The following is an 18,975-nucleotide window of genomic DNA, read 5'->3' as shown; positions in this document are numbered from 1 at the left end:
ATTATATAATTCAAAACATCCTTTGATATACTAAATAAAAAATAGAATAGTTAAAGTTATAATGCTCACTTTAGGTTGCATAAAAAAACCTTCTAATCTTATTTTAGATCAGAAGGTTTTTATTATAATTTATTCCTCTTTATTCCATTTGACAAACCACTTAGCTATTCTACCAAAATTGGTTATCATTAAGAATCCCAAAACTAAATTAGCAAAAGCTTTAAAAGCCCCATATTCATCAAAGGTAGGCATATTTTCATTTCTGATAGCTGCAGTAAATCGTTGTATAATCCATGTAATCATATAAGGGAGATTATTCACAATGAGTATTCCTCCAATAATAAATATCCCTACCTTAACAATATCAACAGCAGTCAGATTATCGACTACTATTTTATCAGTTTCATAACCATTACTTAAGCGGAAAAGGCTAACTATCTTATCTCCATATAACATTAACAGAGTAAATACTACCAACAAAAAGATATGTTGACTTATATCTAACAGTAAATCACCAAAGGTATTTTCCTTTACAGTAATCAAATAGTACAAACTACTTAATAGAGACAAAAAATAGGTAAGAAATAAGTAAAACCCTAATAACTTCACTAATGCCGTAAACAAATCTCTTTTACTCATAGACACTCATATTAAAGATTGATAGTATCTAATATACAACTAATTAACGTATCTTTTTTTAGTTTACTCACAAGTATACACCGCTCGTTCCATATCGTGATAGAACAACACTGTCCAATGCTCTGCCTCAGCCTGTACCTTCCATTCTGTACGCCACTTCATCGCTAACTTGCCATCATAGTCACTCTTAAAAGCCATATTAAATTCTAAATAACTATGCTTTGGTAGATTATCTGCACCATAAAATATGATTTGCTCTTCATCTTTAATCCAAAATACCTGCATATATGGCGTATGCCCTCCTACCACCTGATAAGTAATCTGATCATCAATACTTCCCTGATCATCATTCATCCATATGATATTAGGCAGAGCTAATGCCTCTTCTAGTATATCATAATCAAATGAAATATCATCCATAGACAACTCTGCAAAAGCAACTTCTCTACGTTGAATGTATATTTGAGCATTAGGATAGCGTCCTATATATCCTTCTTCTGTTTCTTCAACCAAACCGTTGATATGATCTTTGTGCAAGTGTGACATCAACACTCTATCAATATCCAAAGGAGTTAATCCTTCTTTGGCCAATAATTCGTCTATTTTGTAAACACCATTTTCTTGATATCCTAAACCTACATCCAATAATGTTTTATGATTATCTGTTATGATCAAAAAAGGTTGTACTGCTAATTGTATTTCTGTGGTCAATACCTTATCTCCTATAGGTAAAAAGTTCTTTACCTCATCTTCATAAAAATCACCTTCTTTTAAGGGTACTACTTTAATCATTGTTTTGTGAGTTTTGAATTACAAAGATAAATAGAAATAAAGAAAAAGGATTGTTCTAATCACAATCAGAACAATCCTTCCTATTATTTTAAAAGTTCTTCTTTCAACTCCTTATAAGAAGTGAGAACAGTACTTTTCTTTTCTCCTTTCATAATCTCTTCCAATCTATCAGGTATAGGAATCTCTATTTCTAATAATTGCTCTATACACTCTGGAAACTTAACAGGATGTGCTGTTCCTAAAAATACACCTGTAAAGTTTTGATGCTCTTTAGCGTATTCTTTGATTCCTAGATAACCAACCGCTCCATGAGGATCCAGTAGATACCCATTCTTAGCATATTGTTCTTTTATTAGGGCTAATGTAACCTTATCTGTAAAAGAATAGGCTGACAGATCTTTACTCAACTCCTTCGCATCTTTAGCAAACAATTCTAATATACGCACGAAGTTGCTCGGATCACTTACATCCATCGCATTAGAGATTGTCTCTACTGTTTGTTTTGGCGTATAGGTTTTAGAAGAAAAGAATCTTGGTATTGTATCATTTGCATTAGTAGCTGCAATAAAATGAGCAATAGGCAATCCCATCTTTTGAGCTAGCATCCCTGCACATATATTACCAAAGTTTCCACTAGGTACAGACACAACCAATGGTTTGTTTAAATGTTGTAATTCTTTATACATCAAGAAATAATAGAACATCTGAGGTAACCAACGAGCTACATTAATTGAATTCGCTGATGTCAAACGACAAGATTTCAACTCTTCATCTAAAAATGCTCTCTTCACCATCGCCTGACAATCATCAAAGCTTCCTTCTACTTCTATTGCTCTAATATTCTTACCTAGCGCAGTTAATTGCTTCTCCTGGATGCTACTCACTTTCCCTTTTGGATATAAGATGACAACCTCAATCCCCTCTACATCATAGAATCCGTGAGCTACAGCACCTCCTGTATCTCCTGAAGTAGCTACTAGAATAGTAATTTTCTCTTTTTCCCCTTTGACAAAGCTTCTCAAACATCTAGACATAAATCCCGCTCCTACATCTTTAAAAGCTAATGTAGGTCCATGAAATAACTCTAATGTATAAACATCTTGATCAATCGACACTACAGGAAAATCAAATGCTAACGTTTCTCTTACAATCGTTCTTAGCTCTTCTTCTGCTATCTCTTTCCCTACAAAAGGAGCGATAACCTGGTATGCTATCTCTTCCTTACTCATCGCTTGAATACCTTCAAAAAACGAAAGAGCTAACTGAGGTATTTCTTGTGGAAAATACAATCCTTTATCCTCGGCAATACCTTGTATTGCAGCTTCTTTAAATGAGGCTACACGCTGAGGGTTATTTAAACTATAATACTTCATTACAATACTTTTATACCTTGTGAATTAATAGGCGATACATGAATATCAAACTCATACCCTGCATCCTTTACTACTTGACGCATTGCTTCTGCTACGCGCTCTGCATTCTCCTTGCCTTTGCTCAATGCAAACACAGAAGGTCCTGCTCCTGATATTCCTCCTCCTAATGCTCCATGCTCACAAGCTGCTTGTTTTAACTCTGCATAGTTTGGTATCAATAGTGAACGTTTAGGCTCTACAAATTCATCGTGTAATGAATTACCAATCAAATCGTAATCAGAAGTATAAAGTCCACATATCAATCCGCCAAGATTACCACATTGTTTAATCGCTTGTTTTAAAGTAACTGTTTGCTTTAAAACCGAACGAGCATCCTTTGTTTTCAATTCTATCTGAGGGTGAATAACAGTAGCGTATAGCTCTTTTGGAGAATCTATATGAACTATATTAAGCGGTTCATAACTATGAATAAATGCAAACCCTCCTAATAACGCTGGAGCTACATTATCCGCATGAGGTGCCCCACTCGCTAAAGCTTCTCCTTGCATAGCATAATAGATCAACTCTTTATTTGTCAGTGGGTATCCACATAACGCATTGACACCATAGACAGCACCTGCCGAACTTGCAGCACTACTACCAATACCGCTACCTGCCTTGATATTCTTGTGAATCACAATCTCAAAACCAAAGTCAGGTTGTAGTTTTTCTATTAAAGCTAAAGCGGCAACGCCTGCCACATTCTTCTCTACTTCGAGTGGTAAATCAGCTCCAATAATCTCTTTGATACGTACTCCTTTTTCTACTGTTTTAGTGATAATCATTTCATCACCTACATTATCTAAACACACACCCAAAACATCAAATCCACATGATAGATTAGCGATTGTAGCTGGGCAAAATATCTTTATTTCTTTCATTTTATAACAATTTACTTCCTATTCTTATTACATCTGCAAATATTCCTGATGCTGTCACTTCTGCTCCTGCACCCGCTCCTTTTATCAATAACGGTTGTTCTTGATAGCGATTTGTATAGAACATTACGATATTATCTTTCCCCTCTAAGTGATAGAATGGGTGATTAGACATTATCTCTTGCAGACCTACACTAGACTTACCGTCTTTAAGCGTTGCTACTACTTTTAGACAAGCTCCTTTAGCTTTTGCCCCTTCATATAGAGTTTTAAAATGAGCTTCTTCTTTGGCTAAAACAGCTATAAAAGTATCGGCATCCTTTGCCTCCATACAAGACATCGGTAAGAAACTATCCACCTGTACATCTTCCTCTTCTACCCAATAATTACACTCTCTCATCAGAATCATCAGTTTTCTCTTCACATCTACACCGCTCAAATCTATCAAGGGATGAGGCTCTGTATACCCTTCTTTCTTAGCTAAAGCTACTATCTCTGCAAAAGGTTTATCTCCGTTATACTGATTAAAAATAAAGTTCAAACTACCACTTAATACTGCTTGTATCTCTTTTACTTGATCTCCTGAGGCAACAAGGTTCTTAATTGTATCAATAATAGGCAGACCTGCACCTACGTTTGTTTCGTATAAGAAAGGAGCATTGTACTTCTTAGATAGGCCTTTTAACTCTTTATAATATTCCATTGTAGAAGAACAAGCTATCTTATTACAAGTCACTACAGCAATACTATTCTTTAAATATGATGCATAAGTCATGGCCACATCAGCAGTAGCGGTATTATCTACGAATATGCTGTTGCGCAAATTCAGTTCTTTGATCTTATCTAAGAATCCCCTTTGAGTCATAGGAACTCCACAATTAGACAAATCTTTTACTTCAGCCAAATCAAAACCTTCTACATTAAAGCACATCAATTTAGAATTAGCTATCCCTACCACTCTAACATTTACTTTGAGATGCTCTCTTAAATAATTGTGTTGTTGTACGATTTGCTCTAAGAACTTCCCTCCTACATTTCCTATTCCCATAACAAATAAGTTCAACTGAACCACCACCTCTTCAAAGAAAGCTTCATGTAGTACATTCAATGCTTTCTTGACATCTTTTTCTAGAATAACAGCAGAGATATTACGCTCTGATGCACCCTGAGCGATAGCACAGATATTAATATTGTTACGACCTAACGCACTAAACATTTTACCACTGACTCCTTGATGCCCTTTGATATAATCTCCTACTGCTGCAATAATAGACATCCCTAATTCTACGCGAACTGGTTTTACTTTTTTGTTTTGTATTTCAAACTCAAAAGCACTATTAATCACTTGCTCTGCTCTTTCTGCATCTGAAGCAATAATTGCGAAACAGATAGAGTGCTCTGAAGAAGCTTGAGTAATGAATATCACATTGATATCCTCTAAAGACAATACTTCAAACAGTCGTTTAGAAATTCCTGCTACACCTACCATCCCAGGGCCTTCTAATGTCAGTAGTGCTAGATTGTCAATATTTGTAATTCCACGTACAGGATTAGGATCTGTACTTCCTACAGCACTGACTAAACTTCCCTCAGCATCTGGCTCAAAAGTATTTTTGACAATCAATGAGATTCCTTTAGGTAAAATAGGCGTCAAAGCAGATGGATACAATACTTTCGCTCCGAAGTGAGAAAGCTCCATCGCTTCTTGGAAGTTGATGTGTTTTACTATTTTTGCTTGTTTTACCACTCTTGGGTTAGCTGTATATATACCACTTACATCAGTCCAGATCTCTAGTTCTTTTAAGTTAAGAGCAGCTGCGATAATAGCCGCAGTATAGTCAGATCCTCCGCGTCCTAATGTTGTCACTTCATTTGCTTCTGACTCTGCTATAAATCCTGGTACGATAGTTACTGCACATTTATGTTTCTCAAAGTAATCAACGATCAACTGATCAGTTACTTCAAAGTTTACAGCAGCTTTACCAAACTTGTCATTTGTCTTGATAAAATCACCACTATATCCATGACGGCAATCTTGCCCCTGTGCCTTCATAACCTCAGCGATAACATAAGAAGAAAGGCGTTCACCATAAGACATAATTAAATCCTTTATACGAGGAGAAAGCTCTCTTAGTAAGAAGCACCCTTGTAACAATACTTCCAATTCATTTAGTTCACGTATAACACTACTCAATATTCCTGCTTGATCATTCACAGGTATTAATGCTCTGACAACTTCTAAATGACAATGACTAATATCTTTAAATTGATCTATATATTCTTCGTTATGTGCAGCCGCTTGTACTGCCGCAAGCTGTAGTAGATCAGTCACTCCACTCAGCGCAGATACCACTACGATAACAGGCTCTTCTATCTTATTGATGATATCTATACATCTCTTTATATTCACGGCATTAGCCACTGATGACCCGCCAAACTTTATTACTTTCATAAAATTTCATTGATTTGGTTTTCTCCCAAAGCAAGTAACTAATTGATATTAATCGCTTTGGATAATATAAAATACAGCCGTTAATAAATAAACGACCACAGACGATGGTTATATGTAATAAATTCCCCCTTTACAGGGTTGAGATAGATGACGATGACGAAGATGTCAACGTAATAGTAGTTACTGTAGAAGTAGTAACGTTAGAAACACGAGAAGTTGCACCACTTAAGATAGTAGTGTTTAAAACAGGATTATATGTTCTAAAATTCGCGTTCATTGATACGGCTAAGATACCAAAACCATTTTAAAACAAACCAATAAAAAGTTAAAGAAATTCAAATATTTATTTCAAACGCCTTCATTAAAGCACTCTTAACCCCAACAAATACAAGAGATAGTCAATATTAAAAATATTTTTAAAAACACTCCTGTTTACGCAAAAAACAAAGAACTCCATCGCTAAAAGCGATGGAGTTCTTTGTTTTTTAAACTTTGTAAACTTATTTTATGACATCTTCATCAGCCAAATAAGCATATTTCTTTTGTCTATTTTGCCATCTTTCTTCTGCATATTGTCTCAAGTCCACGATCTTATCTTTCTCATCAATAATCTCAAAACCAAGTAGGGTCTCGATAATATCTTCCATAGTGACTAAACCATCTACTTCACCATACTCATTCACTACAATAGCGATATGCTCATGCTTCTCCTTCATCTTATTCCAAGTCGTAATCACATTCAGTTTTTCAGACACAAATAGAATATCTCTCTTTATTTCCTTTAATTGAATATCAAATCTATCTTCTGCTAAATACTCGAACGCAACTTCTCTTAGCACGTAACCTGTAATATTGTCTTTCGTATCACTATACACAGGGATTCTAGAGAAATGTAGAAATTCTTTATTCTTCAGGAACTCTCTTAAAGTCATTTCTTCATCTGCACTAACCAACATAATACGCGGTGTGTGAATTTCGTCTATACGTACTTCGTTTAACTTGAATACGTTTTGAATAATCTTGTTCTCTTTAACACCTAAGATACCTTCTTGCTCTCCAATACTTGCTAGAGTTGCAATCTCTTCTCTACTGGTAGAAGACTCTGCATTCTTCTTGCTCAACCTCTTTGTCAAGAAAGATGACATAATCACTAATGGATAACTTACAACAACCATAGCAGAAATAACACTTGCCATAGATCCATAGATATCCTTAGCATAATTCGCTCCTAAAGTCTTCGGTATAATCTCCGTTAAAACTAAGATTAACAAAGTCAACACAGCAGAGACTACTCCGAAATATGCCTCTCCAAAAACCACTGTTGCTTGTGCTCCTACTCCTGCAGCTCCTACTGTATGCGCAACTGTATTTAAGGATAAAATAGCCGATAACGGCCTGTCAATATCCTCTTTTAGGTTTATCATTTTTAAGGCTTTCTTATCTCCTGCTTCTGCTTTTGACTTTAAAAAAGAAGGGGATAAAGAAAGTAAGCTTGCTTCTGCGATAGAACAGATAAAAGATACAGCTAAAGCCAGAAACAAATAAACTAATAATAATGTCATGTATTTTTAAATATTTACACAAGATTACCTATAAAAAAGACACAAGAAGGATAATAGTTAATCAAAACATACAAATTCGCTTCTGAAACGTCAATATGAGTTACTGATATTTAGGTATGTTGCATAATGTATCCGCTGACCTTAGTCTTATCACACCAGAAGATATAACACAATCCACCACTACCGTAATACACTTCTCCTCCCTGTACATCTGGGACTTCTGAGTCTAACTGCATAATAAACTGCATCTTCTCTCCGCTAATAGGACACGTCAAAACCTCTCCACTCTGTACCCAAGAAGGTTCTCCTCCTATTCTAAATAAATTCTCTCTACTATTAGCGCTTGCCCATGACTGAAATGCCCAACGAGAATCCGTAGGTACTATACTTACTTCTGTAGGAACCATCGCATGCTCTTCTACCCATTCTATCACTATTGGCTCTCCTATCTTATGAGGATTTCCTTGTTCATCGTGTTGATAAAAGACAACACCATTTTCATTTAATTCACGTAAATGACATCCCAACACTAGTTGAGATAAACGTATTGGCAATCCTTCAGGAATAGGATTTAATGTAATGATATGCATAAAAGGGTTATTCTCGTCTTCTGCTAGATACCCACCTACTTTATACTTATTTGTTAATGGTACACCATTCCACGTTGGATGATCTGTACGGTTTAGATGTACTGCACTTGGCTTGTTTAAGTACTTTGGTTCAAATAAAATATGATACGTTTGATCTGAACAATATCTTTTTACCTTTCCGTATTCTCGACACAATCCCACACCTTCTAAATACCCATCAATATAATGTGCTGAACTCACATAAGTGCTCAATTCTAATTCTAACGCATGTGGAATAAGGCTTTCTATAGTAGTGATATCTCTAGATTCGACTAAACAATTAAACAACTTAATCTTAGTTTCTAAATCGGTGCTTGATGCTAAGAATTGAGCTAAATAAGGTTGTAATTGAGCAGAAGTACAATTTCTCCAATGATAGTCTGCAAAATAGCTATCCCCATTAGGATTTAAGACTAACAAATCATCGAGATAAGGATGTAATATATGCGGTAACTGAATACCTGCATACTCTATAACACTCTCTGCTACGGCACTCTCTTTTTCTTTTAAAATATCAATTGCTATTTTAACTAATTGGCTAAAGTCTTTCTCATTAACATAACTTAGTGCACTGTGAAAAAGCGTTGAATCCTTCTCTATATTCATCAGAAACTCTAGGCAGAAAGCATATATTTCTACTTCATCCTTCATTAATCCTCTTAATTGATTATAAACATCAGGTGTCTTCCATTCTGTCTGTTTATAATCTATTGCTAATTGTTGTCCTTTACTACTCATTCTTTTCTATCTCTATCCTATTTATTCTAGTTTGCCTTATTGAGAGGTACTTTATACCTTTTGTACAAAGTCTAATCGCTGTATTCCTTGCACTTTGGCGCACATTGCTTGCACTTTCCTAGGACTTTCCTTGCCCAGAACACCTTTTTGTCGAAGAATAGTGCAAGAATACCTCAAGGAATCTGCTAGCATCACACAGCAAAACTAATCTTAAATTATGGCATACTTAAATCCCATCTCTATTTTACTAAAGCCTCGATTCTCTTCAAAGCTTCCTCTGTCGAAATTCCATCATAAAAGTCCTTTATAAATACTGAATCTCCTTTTTTATGAGGTAAAATAGTTGGAATCCCTTTACTATTATCTACCTCAACATTGGTAGGTAAAGCAAAAGAAGTATTAGGAGGATAATTAGGTAAATTAGTCACTAGCCAACCAAAGTAAGTAGTCTTGTACTCTTTATCCTCATAGTGCTCATAATAGTCTTTCATACTCGCCTCACTAAGACTAACCCAAACCCCGTAATCCAAGTATTGGCAGGCATCATAGACATACTGAGTCAACACCCCTCTCAGATACCAATGTGTCTCATCTCCTTCATCTATACTACATATTTCGCTCGTTAAGTCTGCGTGTTCTCTTTCTTCCTCAGACAGTGCTAAGTAAGGATCAGGAGCTTTAAATACTAATGCAGGCCAATCCTCGTGTTCTTGCCCACAATCTGCACATATATATTTCATTAGAATGTTCCGTTATCTATTATAAATTGCTGATGTTCTGTTATTACTCCTTCTAAAGATTCTATTTCTCTATAAATCAACTCCTCTAGGCAGAAAGCAATTACTGTTCTACTCCAAGACTCATTTTGTAATTCTATAATTTGTCCATACATCCCTGTGTCACTTGGATCAGTATCTATCAGTAGGTAATCTCCATTCTTCCCTTCTGCAAAAGGAATCCACTTAGGGTTAGCATATCCTGTACACTTAAGTCGGGTATCATAATCTGCCAATGTATCTTCATCTACCTCCTCATCATCGAACAACTCATTGATATCTTCCCACTCATCTGCTATCTTCTCAAAAGGCAATAAGTCATAATTCCATCCGTTGGCATGCAAACTTATAGCTGAAGTTACAGCATTCCACTTCACATTCGCTATCTTATAAAAATTAACCAAAATAGCAGGCAATTCTACTTCGTCTAATTGCTCTACAACAGTGTCTAATTGTTCTTGGGTGATACCATGAGTAGGGTTATAGTATTTATTATCTGCACCAACTCTATTTTCTATTGTTTTTTTCCACTCATACCATACCGTCTCTAAATATTCGAAGTTTTCATCAATAGGAAGTAATGCTACTTCTTCTTCCTCTACCTCTTCATAAGCTTGTAAAGAAAGAGAATACAACTCTTCCCTTCTGATATTATACCACACCGTCACATCATTAAATCTAAAAGCACCAGTATCATCTGTATCCCAAAGTTTTATACGCTCTTGCTTATGTTCGTTATAATACTTCATTACATCTGATTCCCCATTTAGTTTTAATTGACCTATAAATGCAGATTTCACAGCTGTAGCGTAATCTTCTACTCTATAAGTTACTTCTATGGTATTAATATTTATCCTATCCTTAGCGAAAGCTCGTAATCCTACTGTATGCCAAATATAAACATCATTATGCTCTCCTGAGAATACCTCTGGCTCTCCAAATAGTGTAAACAGTTCTTCTTTTGCTATCGGAAAGCTATACAGTTGCCCATTTATCTCAAATCCTTTTGATGTAAAATCAAAGTCTATCATCTTTTTTATTTTGGGCTAAAATACTATTAATTTCAAACAATAAATTCACTGAATACATGGAAGTATTTACTATTTTTATAAAAACAACTCTTATGAAAACAATAGAATTAACCACAGAACGCCTTCTTCTAAATCAACCTAATCTACAGGATATTCCTCGCCTATTAGAGATTATGAAAAACCCTGTATACAGTCAGAACACAACCAATATCCCTTATCCTTATACAGAGGCAAGTGCTACTTTTTGGGTAAACTTAGCTTTAGAAGGATTAGAGATTGGAGATAAATACATCTTTGCTATTCGATTAAAAAGTAGCTCTACGATCATCGGTGGAGTCGGCTTAGGAATAGACAAGGCAAACAATAAAGCTGAGATGGGCTATTGGTTAGATGATCAGTACTGGAATAAAGGATATATTACTGAAGCAGCACAAGCTCTAGTTCATTTTGGCTTTGAGACATTGCATCTAAAAAGAATATTTGCTTCTCACTTTACGCATAATGAAGCATCAGGAAAAATCATGCAAAAGATAGGAATGCAACAAGAAGGGGTATTGAAAGCCTATACATTAAAGGATGGTGAATACCTTGACCATGTGTTGTATGCGATAGTAAATAAATAAGGGTTAGAAGTTTTAGCTTCTAACCCTTATTTATGTATCGTATCAATTATGATTACTTTTTCTTCACTTTTACATTTTGAGAAGTTGTATTAACCATCGTGATATTAACTCCTTCATCTGATTCTATATTAACCGTAACATCTAACTTACCATCTATAGATTCAAAGTATTTCTTCTCCATATCATAAATAACTTCTTTAGTACCTCCTCCTTTCATCTCTGCAAACTTAGTAGAAGTACTCTTAGAGGTGATCGTTGTCTCAATAACTAAATAGGCTTTATTATTAGCTATTTTGGCTATTTTATTTACTTCTTTGGTTGTTACCTCCACTTCACTTTCATCAGATAATCTCATCTTTTGAGTATTAGTAGACTCAAATTCTTGATTCACTTTTATAGGATCACTACTAAGTCCATTTCCATTAAATAAGTCATCTAACATCACAAGCAAATCTCCTTCTAAAGTCTTGTGTTTTTCACCTAATGATTTAGACAATTTTAACCCTTTTTTGGCATCTACACTACCTCTACTATATCCTTTTATAGGCCCTTCAGTCTCAGTATTTACAACTGATTTTCCTTCAAAAACTCTAGCAACTCTCTTCTCTAGGTCCAAATCAAAGTTCAGAGAATTCTTCTTTTTAGTTGTCCAATGTAGTGTATAACTTGCATTAGATTCTTCGGTCTCATAAGTAGGATAAGAATTCTGCCCCTCTTTATTAATCATCTCAATGATTTCTTTATTTCCTACAAGGTTAGTAATCGTGCTAAACTTATCATTCGAAGTTATCTCATAAGAGCTACCTGGTTGTAAGTCAAGTGATAAAACAACAGACTCTTGTGCTTGTACCTGAGCAGAAAGTGCTACACAAGAAATAAAAAACAGTATCTTTTTCATCTTTTTTAATTAAAATCACCACAAGGTAATTACTTTTTAACAATTAAACTATTCAAATATTAAAAGCTTTTAACTGTTAGATTTCTTATTTCAATAAACTCACATTGTAAATTAAGCTTCTAAGATCTTGTTGGATTGTTTTTACTGTTGCTTGAAGCTCATTATTCATATCTGACATTAAATGAATTCCCTCTGATTTAAAAAATCCACCTTTGCCAAAATAGAGTTCCTCATCCTTTTTACTAATCTCCTCATTAAAAGCAAAAAACAGCCATCTATTCTTTAATGTCTGTATTAAGGATAATTTACCTTCATTACTAAAAGATTTATCATTCATCACTCTCCATACTGCAGGAGGAAATGCAAGATTATCATTCTGTTCAAACCAAATATTACTAAGTAAACTTCTATTCGTTTTTAGTTCTACTTTTTTGCCTTTCGGATTCAATAACAAAAAACCTAATCCTGTACCTACTACCCCACCTGCAATATTTAATCCTTTATTCGTATTATCATTTGTAATCAATGCTGTCGATAATGTAACTGCTGCACCGATCGCGATAGAAGCAACTGTTAGTTGAGTATTGGTAGTTCCGTTTTTAGCATCCAATACCCTTGCTAGTTGATCATATCGCTCCCCATTACAATCTAGTTCTGCTGCCAAAGCATCTATCTCTGTCTGAAACAATTGAACTCTAATAATAATCTGTTGCTTCGCTTCTAATCTCTCTATAGGATCTGTACTATTTATAAACTTAGCCAACTGAGACACTAATCCTAGATGAGACGCTAGTCTATAATCATGAGGAGACAACTTCTGTTTAACACCTAAATCTTCAAACGCCCTTTGCTCTTCAGTAGTATCATCTGTATACACAATGGTAGGCGCACAATAGTTCTCTTGCAAAACAGTCACTCGTGAACTTTTGATAACTGATGAACAAGATGCTAAGAAAGTACAACCTATAAGAGCTGTCATTAGTTTAATCCATTTCATTTTACTTATTTTTAATTCAAAAATAGTTAATAAGAGTTAAAACAATTATCTTTAATCAATATTTTTACATTAAAAACAAAAGAGGCAAGCATTATACTTACCTCTTATTCTTTTACTTAAATAATCTTCTCAACCAATTCTCCTTCCTTTTTGTATAAGGAGGATATTTCATATTAGACTCAAACCAGAATGGCTTGTGTAGTATACTTTTAAAATGAGTAAACGCTTCGAAACCATATCGTCCATGATAACTCCCCATTCCGCTAGCACCCACACCTCCAAAAGGCAAGGTACTTGTAGTCAAATGCATTAAACTATCATTGACTGCACCTCCCCCAAAAGAGACTTCTCTTAAAATCTTCTTTATAAGGCTCTGATCCTTGGAATAAATATAACATGAAAGAGGTTTAGGTTTTTCTTTTACTTTCTCAATTACCTCATCTAATGACTCAAAAGCTATAATAGGCAATATAGGGCCAAATATCTCTTCTTGCATAACACTATCTCCCCAATCGACATTATCAAGGATTGTAGGGCTTATAAATCGTTTTTCTCTATCTATATAGCCACCAAAACATACCTTCTCAAGATTAATTAAACTAACCAATCGATCAAAGTGGTGTGTATTAATAATCTGTAAATAGTGAGAAGGTAATTCTTTACTATCCAATGGGTAATTACTCATTTCTTTCTGAAGTTGTTTAATCAACTTCTCTTTGATTTCTCTTTCTACTAATAGATAATCAGGAGCTACACAAGTCTGTCCCGCATTCAATAACTTCGCCCAAACAAGACGTTTAGCCGTTATCTCTAAGTCACAATCTTTTAAAATAAACACAGGACTCTTTCCTCCCAATTCTAGTGTAACAGGAACTAAATTCTTCGCTGCTGCCTGATATACTATCTTTCCAACAACAGTACTTCCTGTGAAAAATATCTTGTCAAACTGTAGGCTTAATAACTGTGTAGTTTCTTCTACTCCCCCCTCTACCACATATAAAAGCTCTTTAGGAAAAATACTATTGAGCAACTCTGCTAATACATTGGATGTATTCATTGGTAATTCACTAGGCTTAATCATTACTGTATTTCCTGCTGCTATAGCTGTCAAAGCAGGCAAAAGAGATAATTGATAAGGATAATTCCACGCACCAATGACTAAACACAATCCTAATGGTTCTGGCATTATATACCCCCTCCCAGGAAAATTGATAACACCTGTAGAAACTCGTTTAGGCTTACTAAGTTTCTTAATATTCTTGATAAAGTAATCAATCTCTAGATAAACAATAGACAACTCTGTCATATAGGTCTCAAAAGAAGACTTCCCAAAATCTAGATATATCGCTTCAGCCAATCTGTCTTCATTGGCTTTAAGCAATTGTTTTAGTTTCTTTAATTGTGTAATACGAAAGCTAATATCCTTCGTTTGATTGCTATTAAAGAAGTCCTTTTGAGCATTGAATATTGAGAGTATAGTGTCCATAGCGTAATAGTTATCCTATCAAAGATATTCATTTTACAGATATGATAAAGTAATACAAAAAGCGAGACTATAAGTCTCGTTGGTTATTACGGTATTTTATGAATAACTCCATAGTTATAATAAGTCAAAGTTCCTTTCTCTGTTAGGTAAATCACTTTATTCTTCGCTAATACTTTTAGACGTATTACCATCTCATTTTCTTGTTTAGAAGATTTAGGTAATAGTACTTGCCAATTCTCTATTTTACTAAGATCAACACTTAATTGTCCTTTTAAGAGATTTTTACCAGCGAAAAGATAGATAACCTCCTCTGCACCACAATAATCTCCTGCACCTAATAATTCAATATCATCTCCATTGTCCTCGAAAACAGACTTACTATATACTTCTAAGATTTCTTTTGCAGTATAATCTTTAAACTGAATAAGGCTTCCACTGTACATCAGATGCTCTAGTCCTGAAGTGAAATATACCTGTTCTCTATCTTCAAAGAAATTCACTACTGGTAATAGCTCCACTTTAACCTCATTCATATTTAAATCAATAAAACTCTTATTTTCTGTATCAAAAGCAATAATATCTCCACCCCATTCTCCATAATTAAAACCTCCCCAAATAACATTACTCCTATCTATAAAATAAGTTGAAGGAACAGACATTCCTTCTTTAATTCTTATTTGAGTATTCATAGTTTTTTGTTGATTGTATATCTTAGATGTAGACACATCTTCTATTCCTTTATCAGTGAATAAATAGCCATCACCTTTACTAGTATACTGTACTCCATTCACCTTATTAAGACTACTGTAGATAATCTTCCACTCCTTATTTTGGTAAAAGAGAAGATTCTTATTATTAGCAACTACAATTAACTCATCCCCTTTCAGACTAATATTATTTAATTGTGTATCTCCTTCTGTCTGAATTTCCTCTACTAATTTTAAAGTAACTTTATTATACACTGATATTTTATTCTGTCCCTTTAAAACATAGACAAGTGAATCAGAAACAACAAAGTCTCTGATTTTCTGACCAAAAACAGTACTCATAAAAACAAGATTTACTAAACTTAAAATGATAAACTTTTTCATATTCTTTCTATCAAAGACTTTACACTACTCTTTTTAACCTTCTCTTATCAATAAGACTCTTAGGAATGGCAAGAATACTTACTAATATACATTATCTTCTCTTAGTATAACTATTTATTATACAAAAAAAGGGACTCACTAATGAGTCCCTTTCAGTTATAATTATATTTTTTAATGGATTACCAAACGAACATTGGTCTTTCTTCCATCATTTCATTTACTTCGTCTGCTACTTCCTCTAAAACAGCCTCATCAGTATGATTCATCAATACTCTATCGATAAGGTCTACGATAGTTTCCATATCAGCTTCTACTAAACCTCTTGTAGTAATAGCTGGAGTACCAATACGGATACCTGAAGTTACAAATGGAGATTTGTCATCAAATGGAACCATATTTTTGTTTACTGTGATCTCAGCTTTCACTAATGCTTGTTCAGCTTCTTTACCAGAGATATTCTTATTTCTAAGGTCGATAAGCATCATGTGGTTATCAGTTCCTCCAGAGATAATGTTATAACCTCTCTTCACGAACGCAGCAGCCATAGCTTTAGCATTCTTCTGAACTTGCATCATATATTGGAAGTACTCATCTGTTAATGCCTCACCAAAAGCAACAGCTTTAGCAGCGATAATGTGCATTAAAGGGCCTCCTTGATTCCCAGGGAATACAGCACTGTCTAATAAAGCAGACATCATACGTACTTCACCTTTAGGAGTAGTTAATCCGAATGGATTAGGGAAGTCTTTACCCATCATAATCATACCTCCACGTGGTCCTCTCAATGTCTTGTGAGTAGTCGTAGTGATAATATGACAATGAGGTACAGGGTCATTCATTAATCCTTTAGCGATTAAACCTGCAGGGTGTGAAATATCAGCCATTAAAATAGCCCCAACGCTATCTGCAATCTCTCTGAAACGTTTAAAGTCCATATCACGAGAATAAGCAGATGCTCCAGCGATGATTAATTTAGGTTGCTCTTTAGTAGCTACCTCTTGTATTTTATCATAATTTAATAATCCTGTCTCTTGATCTACTCCGTAGAATACAGGATTGTATAACTTTCCTGAGAAGTTAACTGGTGATCCATGAGTTAAGTGTCCTCCATGAGATAAGTCAAAACCTAAGATTTTGTCACCTGGTTTAAGACATGCAAAGAATACAGCTGTATTAGCTTGTGATCCAGAGTGAGGCTGTACGTTAACATACTCAGCACCGAATAAAGCTTTAGCACGGTCTATCGCGATTTGCTCTACTACGTCTACTACTTCACATCCGCCGTAGTAACGTTTATTAGGGTATCCCTCAGCATACTTGTTAGTCAAACAAGAACCTGCTGCTTCCATAGTTTCTTCACTTACAAAGTTTTCAGAAGCAATTAATTCAATACCATGAATTTGTCTATCTTGCTCTTCTACGATCAGGTCGAAAATTTCTGAATCTCTTCTCATTTAGTTTGTGTGTTTCGTTAATTTGCTTCCAAATGTACAAAAAACGTTTGTTATATTCAGTCTTAATTATATATTTGAATATACTATTAACTTAAACAAAAAAACAATTATGATGATTAGTGCAAATGATCCGATGAGGAAAACATGGTTACCAGTAGAGAGTGATTCTGACTTTCCAATTCAGAATATTCCTTTCGGTGTTTTTATCACCAAAGATGATATTATAACTATAGGAACTCGTATCGGAAATTATGCCATTGATTTGAGTGCCTTACAAATGCTTGGGTATTTTAAAGGTATAGAGCTGACAGATGATGTTTTTTTACAAGACACACTTAATGACTTTATCTCTAACGGCAAAAAAACATGGCGAGCGGTAAGAAATAGAATCGCTGAGATATTTGACCAAAACAACGATGAATTAAAAAACAATACTAAACATAGAGATGTTGTCATCTTCAAAATAGAAGATGTAGAAATGCAATTACCTGTGTATATAGGAGACTATACTGACTTCTACTCAAGTAAAGAGCACGCTACCAATGTTGGGACCATGTTTAGAGATCCTGATAATGCTTTATTCCCTAACTGGCTTCATATCCCGATAGGGTACCATGGTAGAAGTTCTACTATTGTTCCTTCAGGAGTAAATGTAAAACGTCCTGTAGGACAGACTCTTCCTAAAGGGGCTACCACGCCTATCTTTGGAGCATCACAACGTGTAGACTTTGAACTAGAAACTGCTTTTATTACTACAGATGCTAATCTAATGGGAGATAGTGTACCTGTAGATGATGCTGAAGAGCACATCTTCGGTATGGTTCTTCTAAATGACTGGAGTGCACGAGACGTTCAGACTTGGGAATATGTACCGCTAGGACCATTCTTAGCTAAGAACTTTGCTTCTTCTATTTCTCCTTGGATCATCACTTTAGATGCTCTTGAGCCTTTTAGAGTAGCAAGCCCAAAACAAGACCCTACTCCTCTTCCTTATCTACAACAAACTGGAGATAAAGCTTTTGATATCAAATTAGAAGTTTATATACAACCAGAGAATAGTGAAGATAAACTAGTCGCTGAATCTAACTTTAAATATATGTACTGGACAATGAGTCAGCAATTAGCTCATCACACTGTAAATGGATGTAAAGTAAACTCAGGAGACTTAATGGGCTCTGGTACTATATCTGGTCCTACACCTGACAGTTATGGTTCTATGTTAGAGTTAACTTGGGCTGGTACTAAACCTATCACCATGCCTGATGGTAGTACTAGAACATTCTTACACGACTATGATACTGTAACCATGAAAGGATACTGTAAAAATGATGAAGTAAGAATTGGTTTTGGAGAAGTAAGAAGTACTTTACTTCCTGCTACAATCAAGTTTTAAAAACACTATACTGATCAAGTATAAATGACATACAAAAGCGTGAAGTAACTCTGTTATTTCACGCTTTCTTTTTGAGTAAACCCATACTCTTTTCTAATTATTAAGTACATTTGAACCTTCAATA

The 18,975-nt window shown here is 34.8% G+C and carries 17 protein-coding genes; 2 read left to right on the top strand and 15 right to left on the bottom strand.

The genetic code is table 11. The features are described 5' to 3' along the window. Positions 1-129 precede the first annotated feature (129 nt). The 10 genes from MODO_RS10060 to MODO_RS10015 all read right to left on the bottom strand — a co-directional run bounded on the left by MODO_RS10060 (position 130) and on the right by MODO_RS10015 (position 10,909). Positions 130-639, bottom strand: a complete 510-nt coding sequence (locus MODO_RS10060; RefSeq protein WP_006259113.1) for a hypothetical protein — start codon at positions 637-639, stop codon at positions 130-132. A 63-nt stretch (positions 640-702) separates the two neighbouring features. After that, complete coding sequence (locus tag MODO_RS10055; RefSeq protein ID WP_006259114.1) at positions 703-1,431, bottom strand: MBL fold metallo-hydrolase; 729 nt, start codon at positions 1,429-1,431, stop codon at positions 703-705. 83 nt (positions 1,432-1,514) lie between these two features. After that, entirely contained in the window at positions 1,515-2,804 is a 1,290-nt protein-coding gene (thrC, locus tag MODO_RS10050) for a threonine synthase (protein WP_006259115.1), read from the bottom strand. Further along, positions 2,804-3,724 (bottom strand): homoserine kinase, encoded by a 921-nt coding sequence (locus tag MODO_RS10045; protein WP_006259116.1) that lies wholly within the window; start codon positions 3,722-3,724, stop codon positions 2,804-2,806. The genes thrC and MODO_RS10045 overlap by 1 nt, the downstream gene beginning before the upstream one ends. Position 3,725: 1 nt before the next feature. Then, positions 3,726-6,173: a bifunctional aspartate kinase/homoserine dehydrogenase I gene (gene thrA, locus MODO_RS10040; RefSeq protein WP_006259117.1), complete on the bottom strand. Its 2,448-nt coding sequence runs from the start codon at positions 6,171-6,173 to the stop codon at positions 3,726-3,728. Positions 6,174-6,303: 130 nt separating this feature from the next. After that, entirely contained in the window at positions 6,304-6,450 is a 147-nt protein-coding gene (locus tag MODO_RS19470) for a hypothetical protein (protein ID WP_172461559.1), read from the bottom strand. 223 nt (positions 6,451-6,673) lie between these two features. Then, positions 6,674-7,735 carry a CNNM domain-containing protein gene (locus MODO_RS10030; RefSeq protein ID WP_006259119.1) on the bottom strand — a complete coding sequence of 354 codons (1,062 nt, stop codon included), beginning with the start codon at positions 7,733-7,735 and terminating at the stop codon, positions 6,674-6,676. A gap of 110 nt (positions 7,736-7,845) precedes the next feature. Beyond that, positions 7,846-9,102 carry a hypothetical protein gene (locus MODO_RS10025; protein ID WP_006261027.1) on the bottom strand — a complete coding sequence of 419 codons (1,257 nt, stop codon included), beginning with the start codon at positions 9,100-9,102 and terminating at the stop codon, positions 7,846-7,848. Between the two features lie 239 nt (positions 9,103-9,341). Continuing rightward, positions 9,342-9,842, bottom strand: a complete 501-nt coding sequence (locus MODO_RS10020; RefSeq protein WP_006259122.1) for a DUF2199 domain-containing protein — start codon at positions 9,840-9,842, stop codon at positions 9,342-9,344. Next, positions 9,842-10,909: an SMI1/KNR4 family protein gene (locus MODO_RS10015; protein WP_006259123.1), complete on the bottom strand. Its 1,068-nt coding sequence runs from the start codon at positions 10,907-10,909 to the stop codon at positions 9,842-9,844. Before MODO_RS10015 ends, MODO_RS10020 begins: the two co-directional genes overlap by 1 nt. Positions 10,910-10,965: 56 nt before the next feature. Here MODO_RS10015 and MODO_RS10010 point away from each other — a divergent pair, with 56 nt between their 5' ends. Then, positions 10,966-11,532, top strand: coding sequence for a GNAT family N-acetyltransferase (locus MODO_RS10010; protein ID WP_006259124.1), 567 nt, complete (start codon positions 10,966-10,968; stop codon positions 11,530-11,532). A 52-nt stretch (positions 11,533-11,584) separates the two neighbouring features. Here the strand turns inward: MODO_RS10010 and MODO_RS10005 are convergent, their stop codons facing one another. The 5 genes from MODO_RS10005 to glyA all read right to left on the bottom strand — a co-directional run bounded on the left by MODO_RS10005 (position 11,585) and on the right by glyA (position 17,458). Beyond that, positions 11,585-12,430 carry a hypothetical protein gene (locus MODO_RS10005; RefSeq protein WP_006259125.1) on the bottom strand — a complete coding sequence of 282 codons (846 nt, stop codon included), beginning with the start codon at positions 12,428-12,430 and terminating at the stop codon, positions 11,585-11,587. An 85-nt stretch (positions 12,431-12,515) separates the two neighbouring features. Next, positions 12,516-13,427, bottom strand: coding sequence for a hypothetical protein (locus MODO_RS10000; protein ID WP_006259126.1), 912 nt, complete (start codon positions 13,425-13,427; stop codon positions 12,516-12,518). 112 nt (positions 13,428-13,539) lie between these two features. Further along, positions 13,540-14,913: an aldehyde dehydrogenase gene (locus MODO_RS09995; RefSeq protein ID WP_006259127.1), complete on the bottom strand. Its 1,374-nt coding sequence runs from the start codon at positions 14,911-14,913 to the stop codon at positions 13,540-13,542. 86 nt (positions 14,914-14,999) lie between these two features. After that, complete coding sequence (locus MODO_RS09990) at positions 15,000-15,962, bottom strand: hypothetical protein (RefSeq protein ID WP_006261021.1); 963 nt, start codon at positions 15,960-15,962, stop codon at positions 15,000-15,002. A 221-nt stretch (positions 15,963-16,183) separates the two neighbouring features. Then, complete coding sequence (glyA, locus tag MODO_RS09985; RefSeq protein ID WP_006259129.1) at positions 16,184-17,458, bottom strand: serine hydroxymethyltransferase; 1,275 nt, start codon at positions 17,456-17,458, stop codon at positions 16,184-16,186. 109 nt (positions 17,459-17,567) lie between these two features. Here glyA and fahA point away from each other — a divergent pair, with 109 nt between their 5' ends. Continuing rightward, positions 17,568-18,851, top strand: a complete 1,284-nt coding sequence (gene fahA / locus MODO_RS09980) for a fumarylacetoacetase (protein ID WP_006259130.1) — start codon at positions 17,568-17,570, stop codon at positions 18,849-18,851. Positions 18,852-18,975 lie beyond the last annotated feature (124 nt).

It is taken from the genome of Myroides odoratimimus, from assembly GCF_001485415.1.
Classification (GTDB): Bacteria; Bacteroidota; Bacteroidia; order Flavobacteriales; family Flavobacteriaceae; genus Flavobacterium; species Flavobacterium odoratimimum.
This window is presented reverse-complemented; position numbering and strand designations above follow the sequence as displayed.

Excerpts from the sequence above, each read along its gene's own strand:
- MODO_RS10060 (WP_006259113.1), bottom strand. The coding sequence starts at position 639 with ATGAGTAAAAGAGATTTGTTTACGGCATTAGTGAAGTTATTAGGGTTT.
- MODO_RS10055 (WP_006259114.1), bottom strand. The coding sequence starts at position 1,431 with ATGATTAAAGTAGTACCCTTAAAAGAAGGTGATTTTTATGAAGATGAG.
- thrC (WP_006259115.1), bottom strand. The coding sequence starts at position 2,804 with ATGAAGTATTATAGTTTAAATAACCCTCAGCGTGTAGCCTCATTTAAA.
- MODO_RS10045 (WP_006259116.1), bottom strand. The coding sequence starts at position 3,724 with ATGAAAGAAATAAAGATATTTTGCCCAGCTACAATCGCTAATCTATCA.
- thrA (WP_006259117.1), bottom strand. The coding sequence starts at position 6,173 with ATGAAAGTAATAAAGTTTGGCGGGTCATCAGTGGCTAATGCCGTGAAT.
- MODO_RS19470 (WP_172461559.1), bottom strand. The coding sequence starts at position 6,450 with ATGAACGCGAATTTTAGAACATATAATCCTGTTTTAAACACTACTATC.
- MODO_RS10030 (WP_006259119.1), bottom strand. The coding sequence starts at position 7,735 with ATGACATTATTATTAGTTTATTTGTTTCTGGCTTTAGCTGTATCTTTT.
- MODO_RS10025 (WP_006261027.1), bottom strand. The coding sequence starts at position 9,102 with ATGAGTAGTAAAGGACAACAATTAGCAATAGATTATAAACAGACAGAA.
- MODO_RS10020 (WP_006259122.1), bottom strand. The coding sequence starts at position 9,842 with ATGAAATATATATGTGCAGATTGTGGGCAAGAACACGAGGATTGGCCT.
- MODO_RS10015 (WP_006259123.1), bottom strand. The coding sequence starts at position 10,909 with ATGATAGACTTTGATTTTACATCAAAAGGATTTGAGATAAATGGGCAA.
- MODO_RS10010 (WP_006259124.1), top strand. The coding sequence starts at position 10,966 with ATGGAAGTATTTACTATTTTTATAAAAACAACTCTTATGAAAACAATA.
- MODO_RS10005 (WP_006259125.1), bottom strand. The coding sequence starts at position 12,430 with ATGAAAAAGATACTGTTTTTTATTTCTTGTGTAGCACTTTCTGCTCAG.
- MODO_RS10000 (WP_006259126.1), bottom strand. The coding sequence starts at position 13,427 with ATGAAATGGATTAAACTAATGACAGCTCTTATAGGTTGTACTTTCTTA.
- MODO_RS09995 (WP_006259127.1), bottom strand. The coding sequence starts at position 14,913 with ATGGACACTATACTCTCAATATTCAATGCTCAAAAGGACTTCTTTAAT.
- MODO_RS09990 (WP_006261021.1), bottom strand. The coding sequence starts at position 15,962 with ATGAGTACTGTTTTTGGTCAGAAAATCAGAGACTTTGTTGTTTCTGAT.
- glyA (WP_006259129.1), bottom strand. The coding sequence starts at position 17,458 with ATGAGAAGAGATTCAGAAATTTTCGACCTGATCGTAGAAGAGCAAGAT.
- fahA (WP_006259130.1), top strand. The coding sequence starts at position 17,568 with ATGATGATTAGTGCAAATGATCCGATGAGGAAAACATGGTTACCAGTA.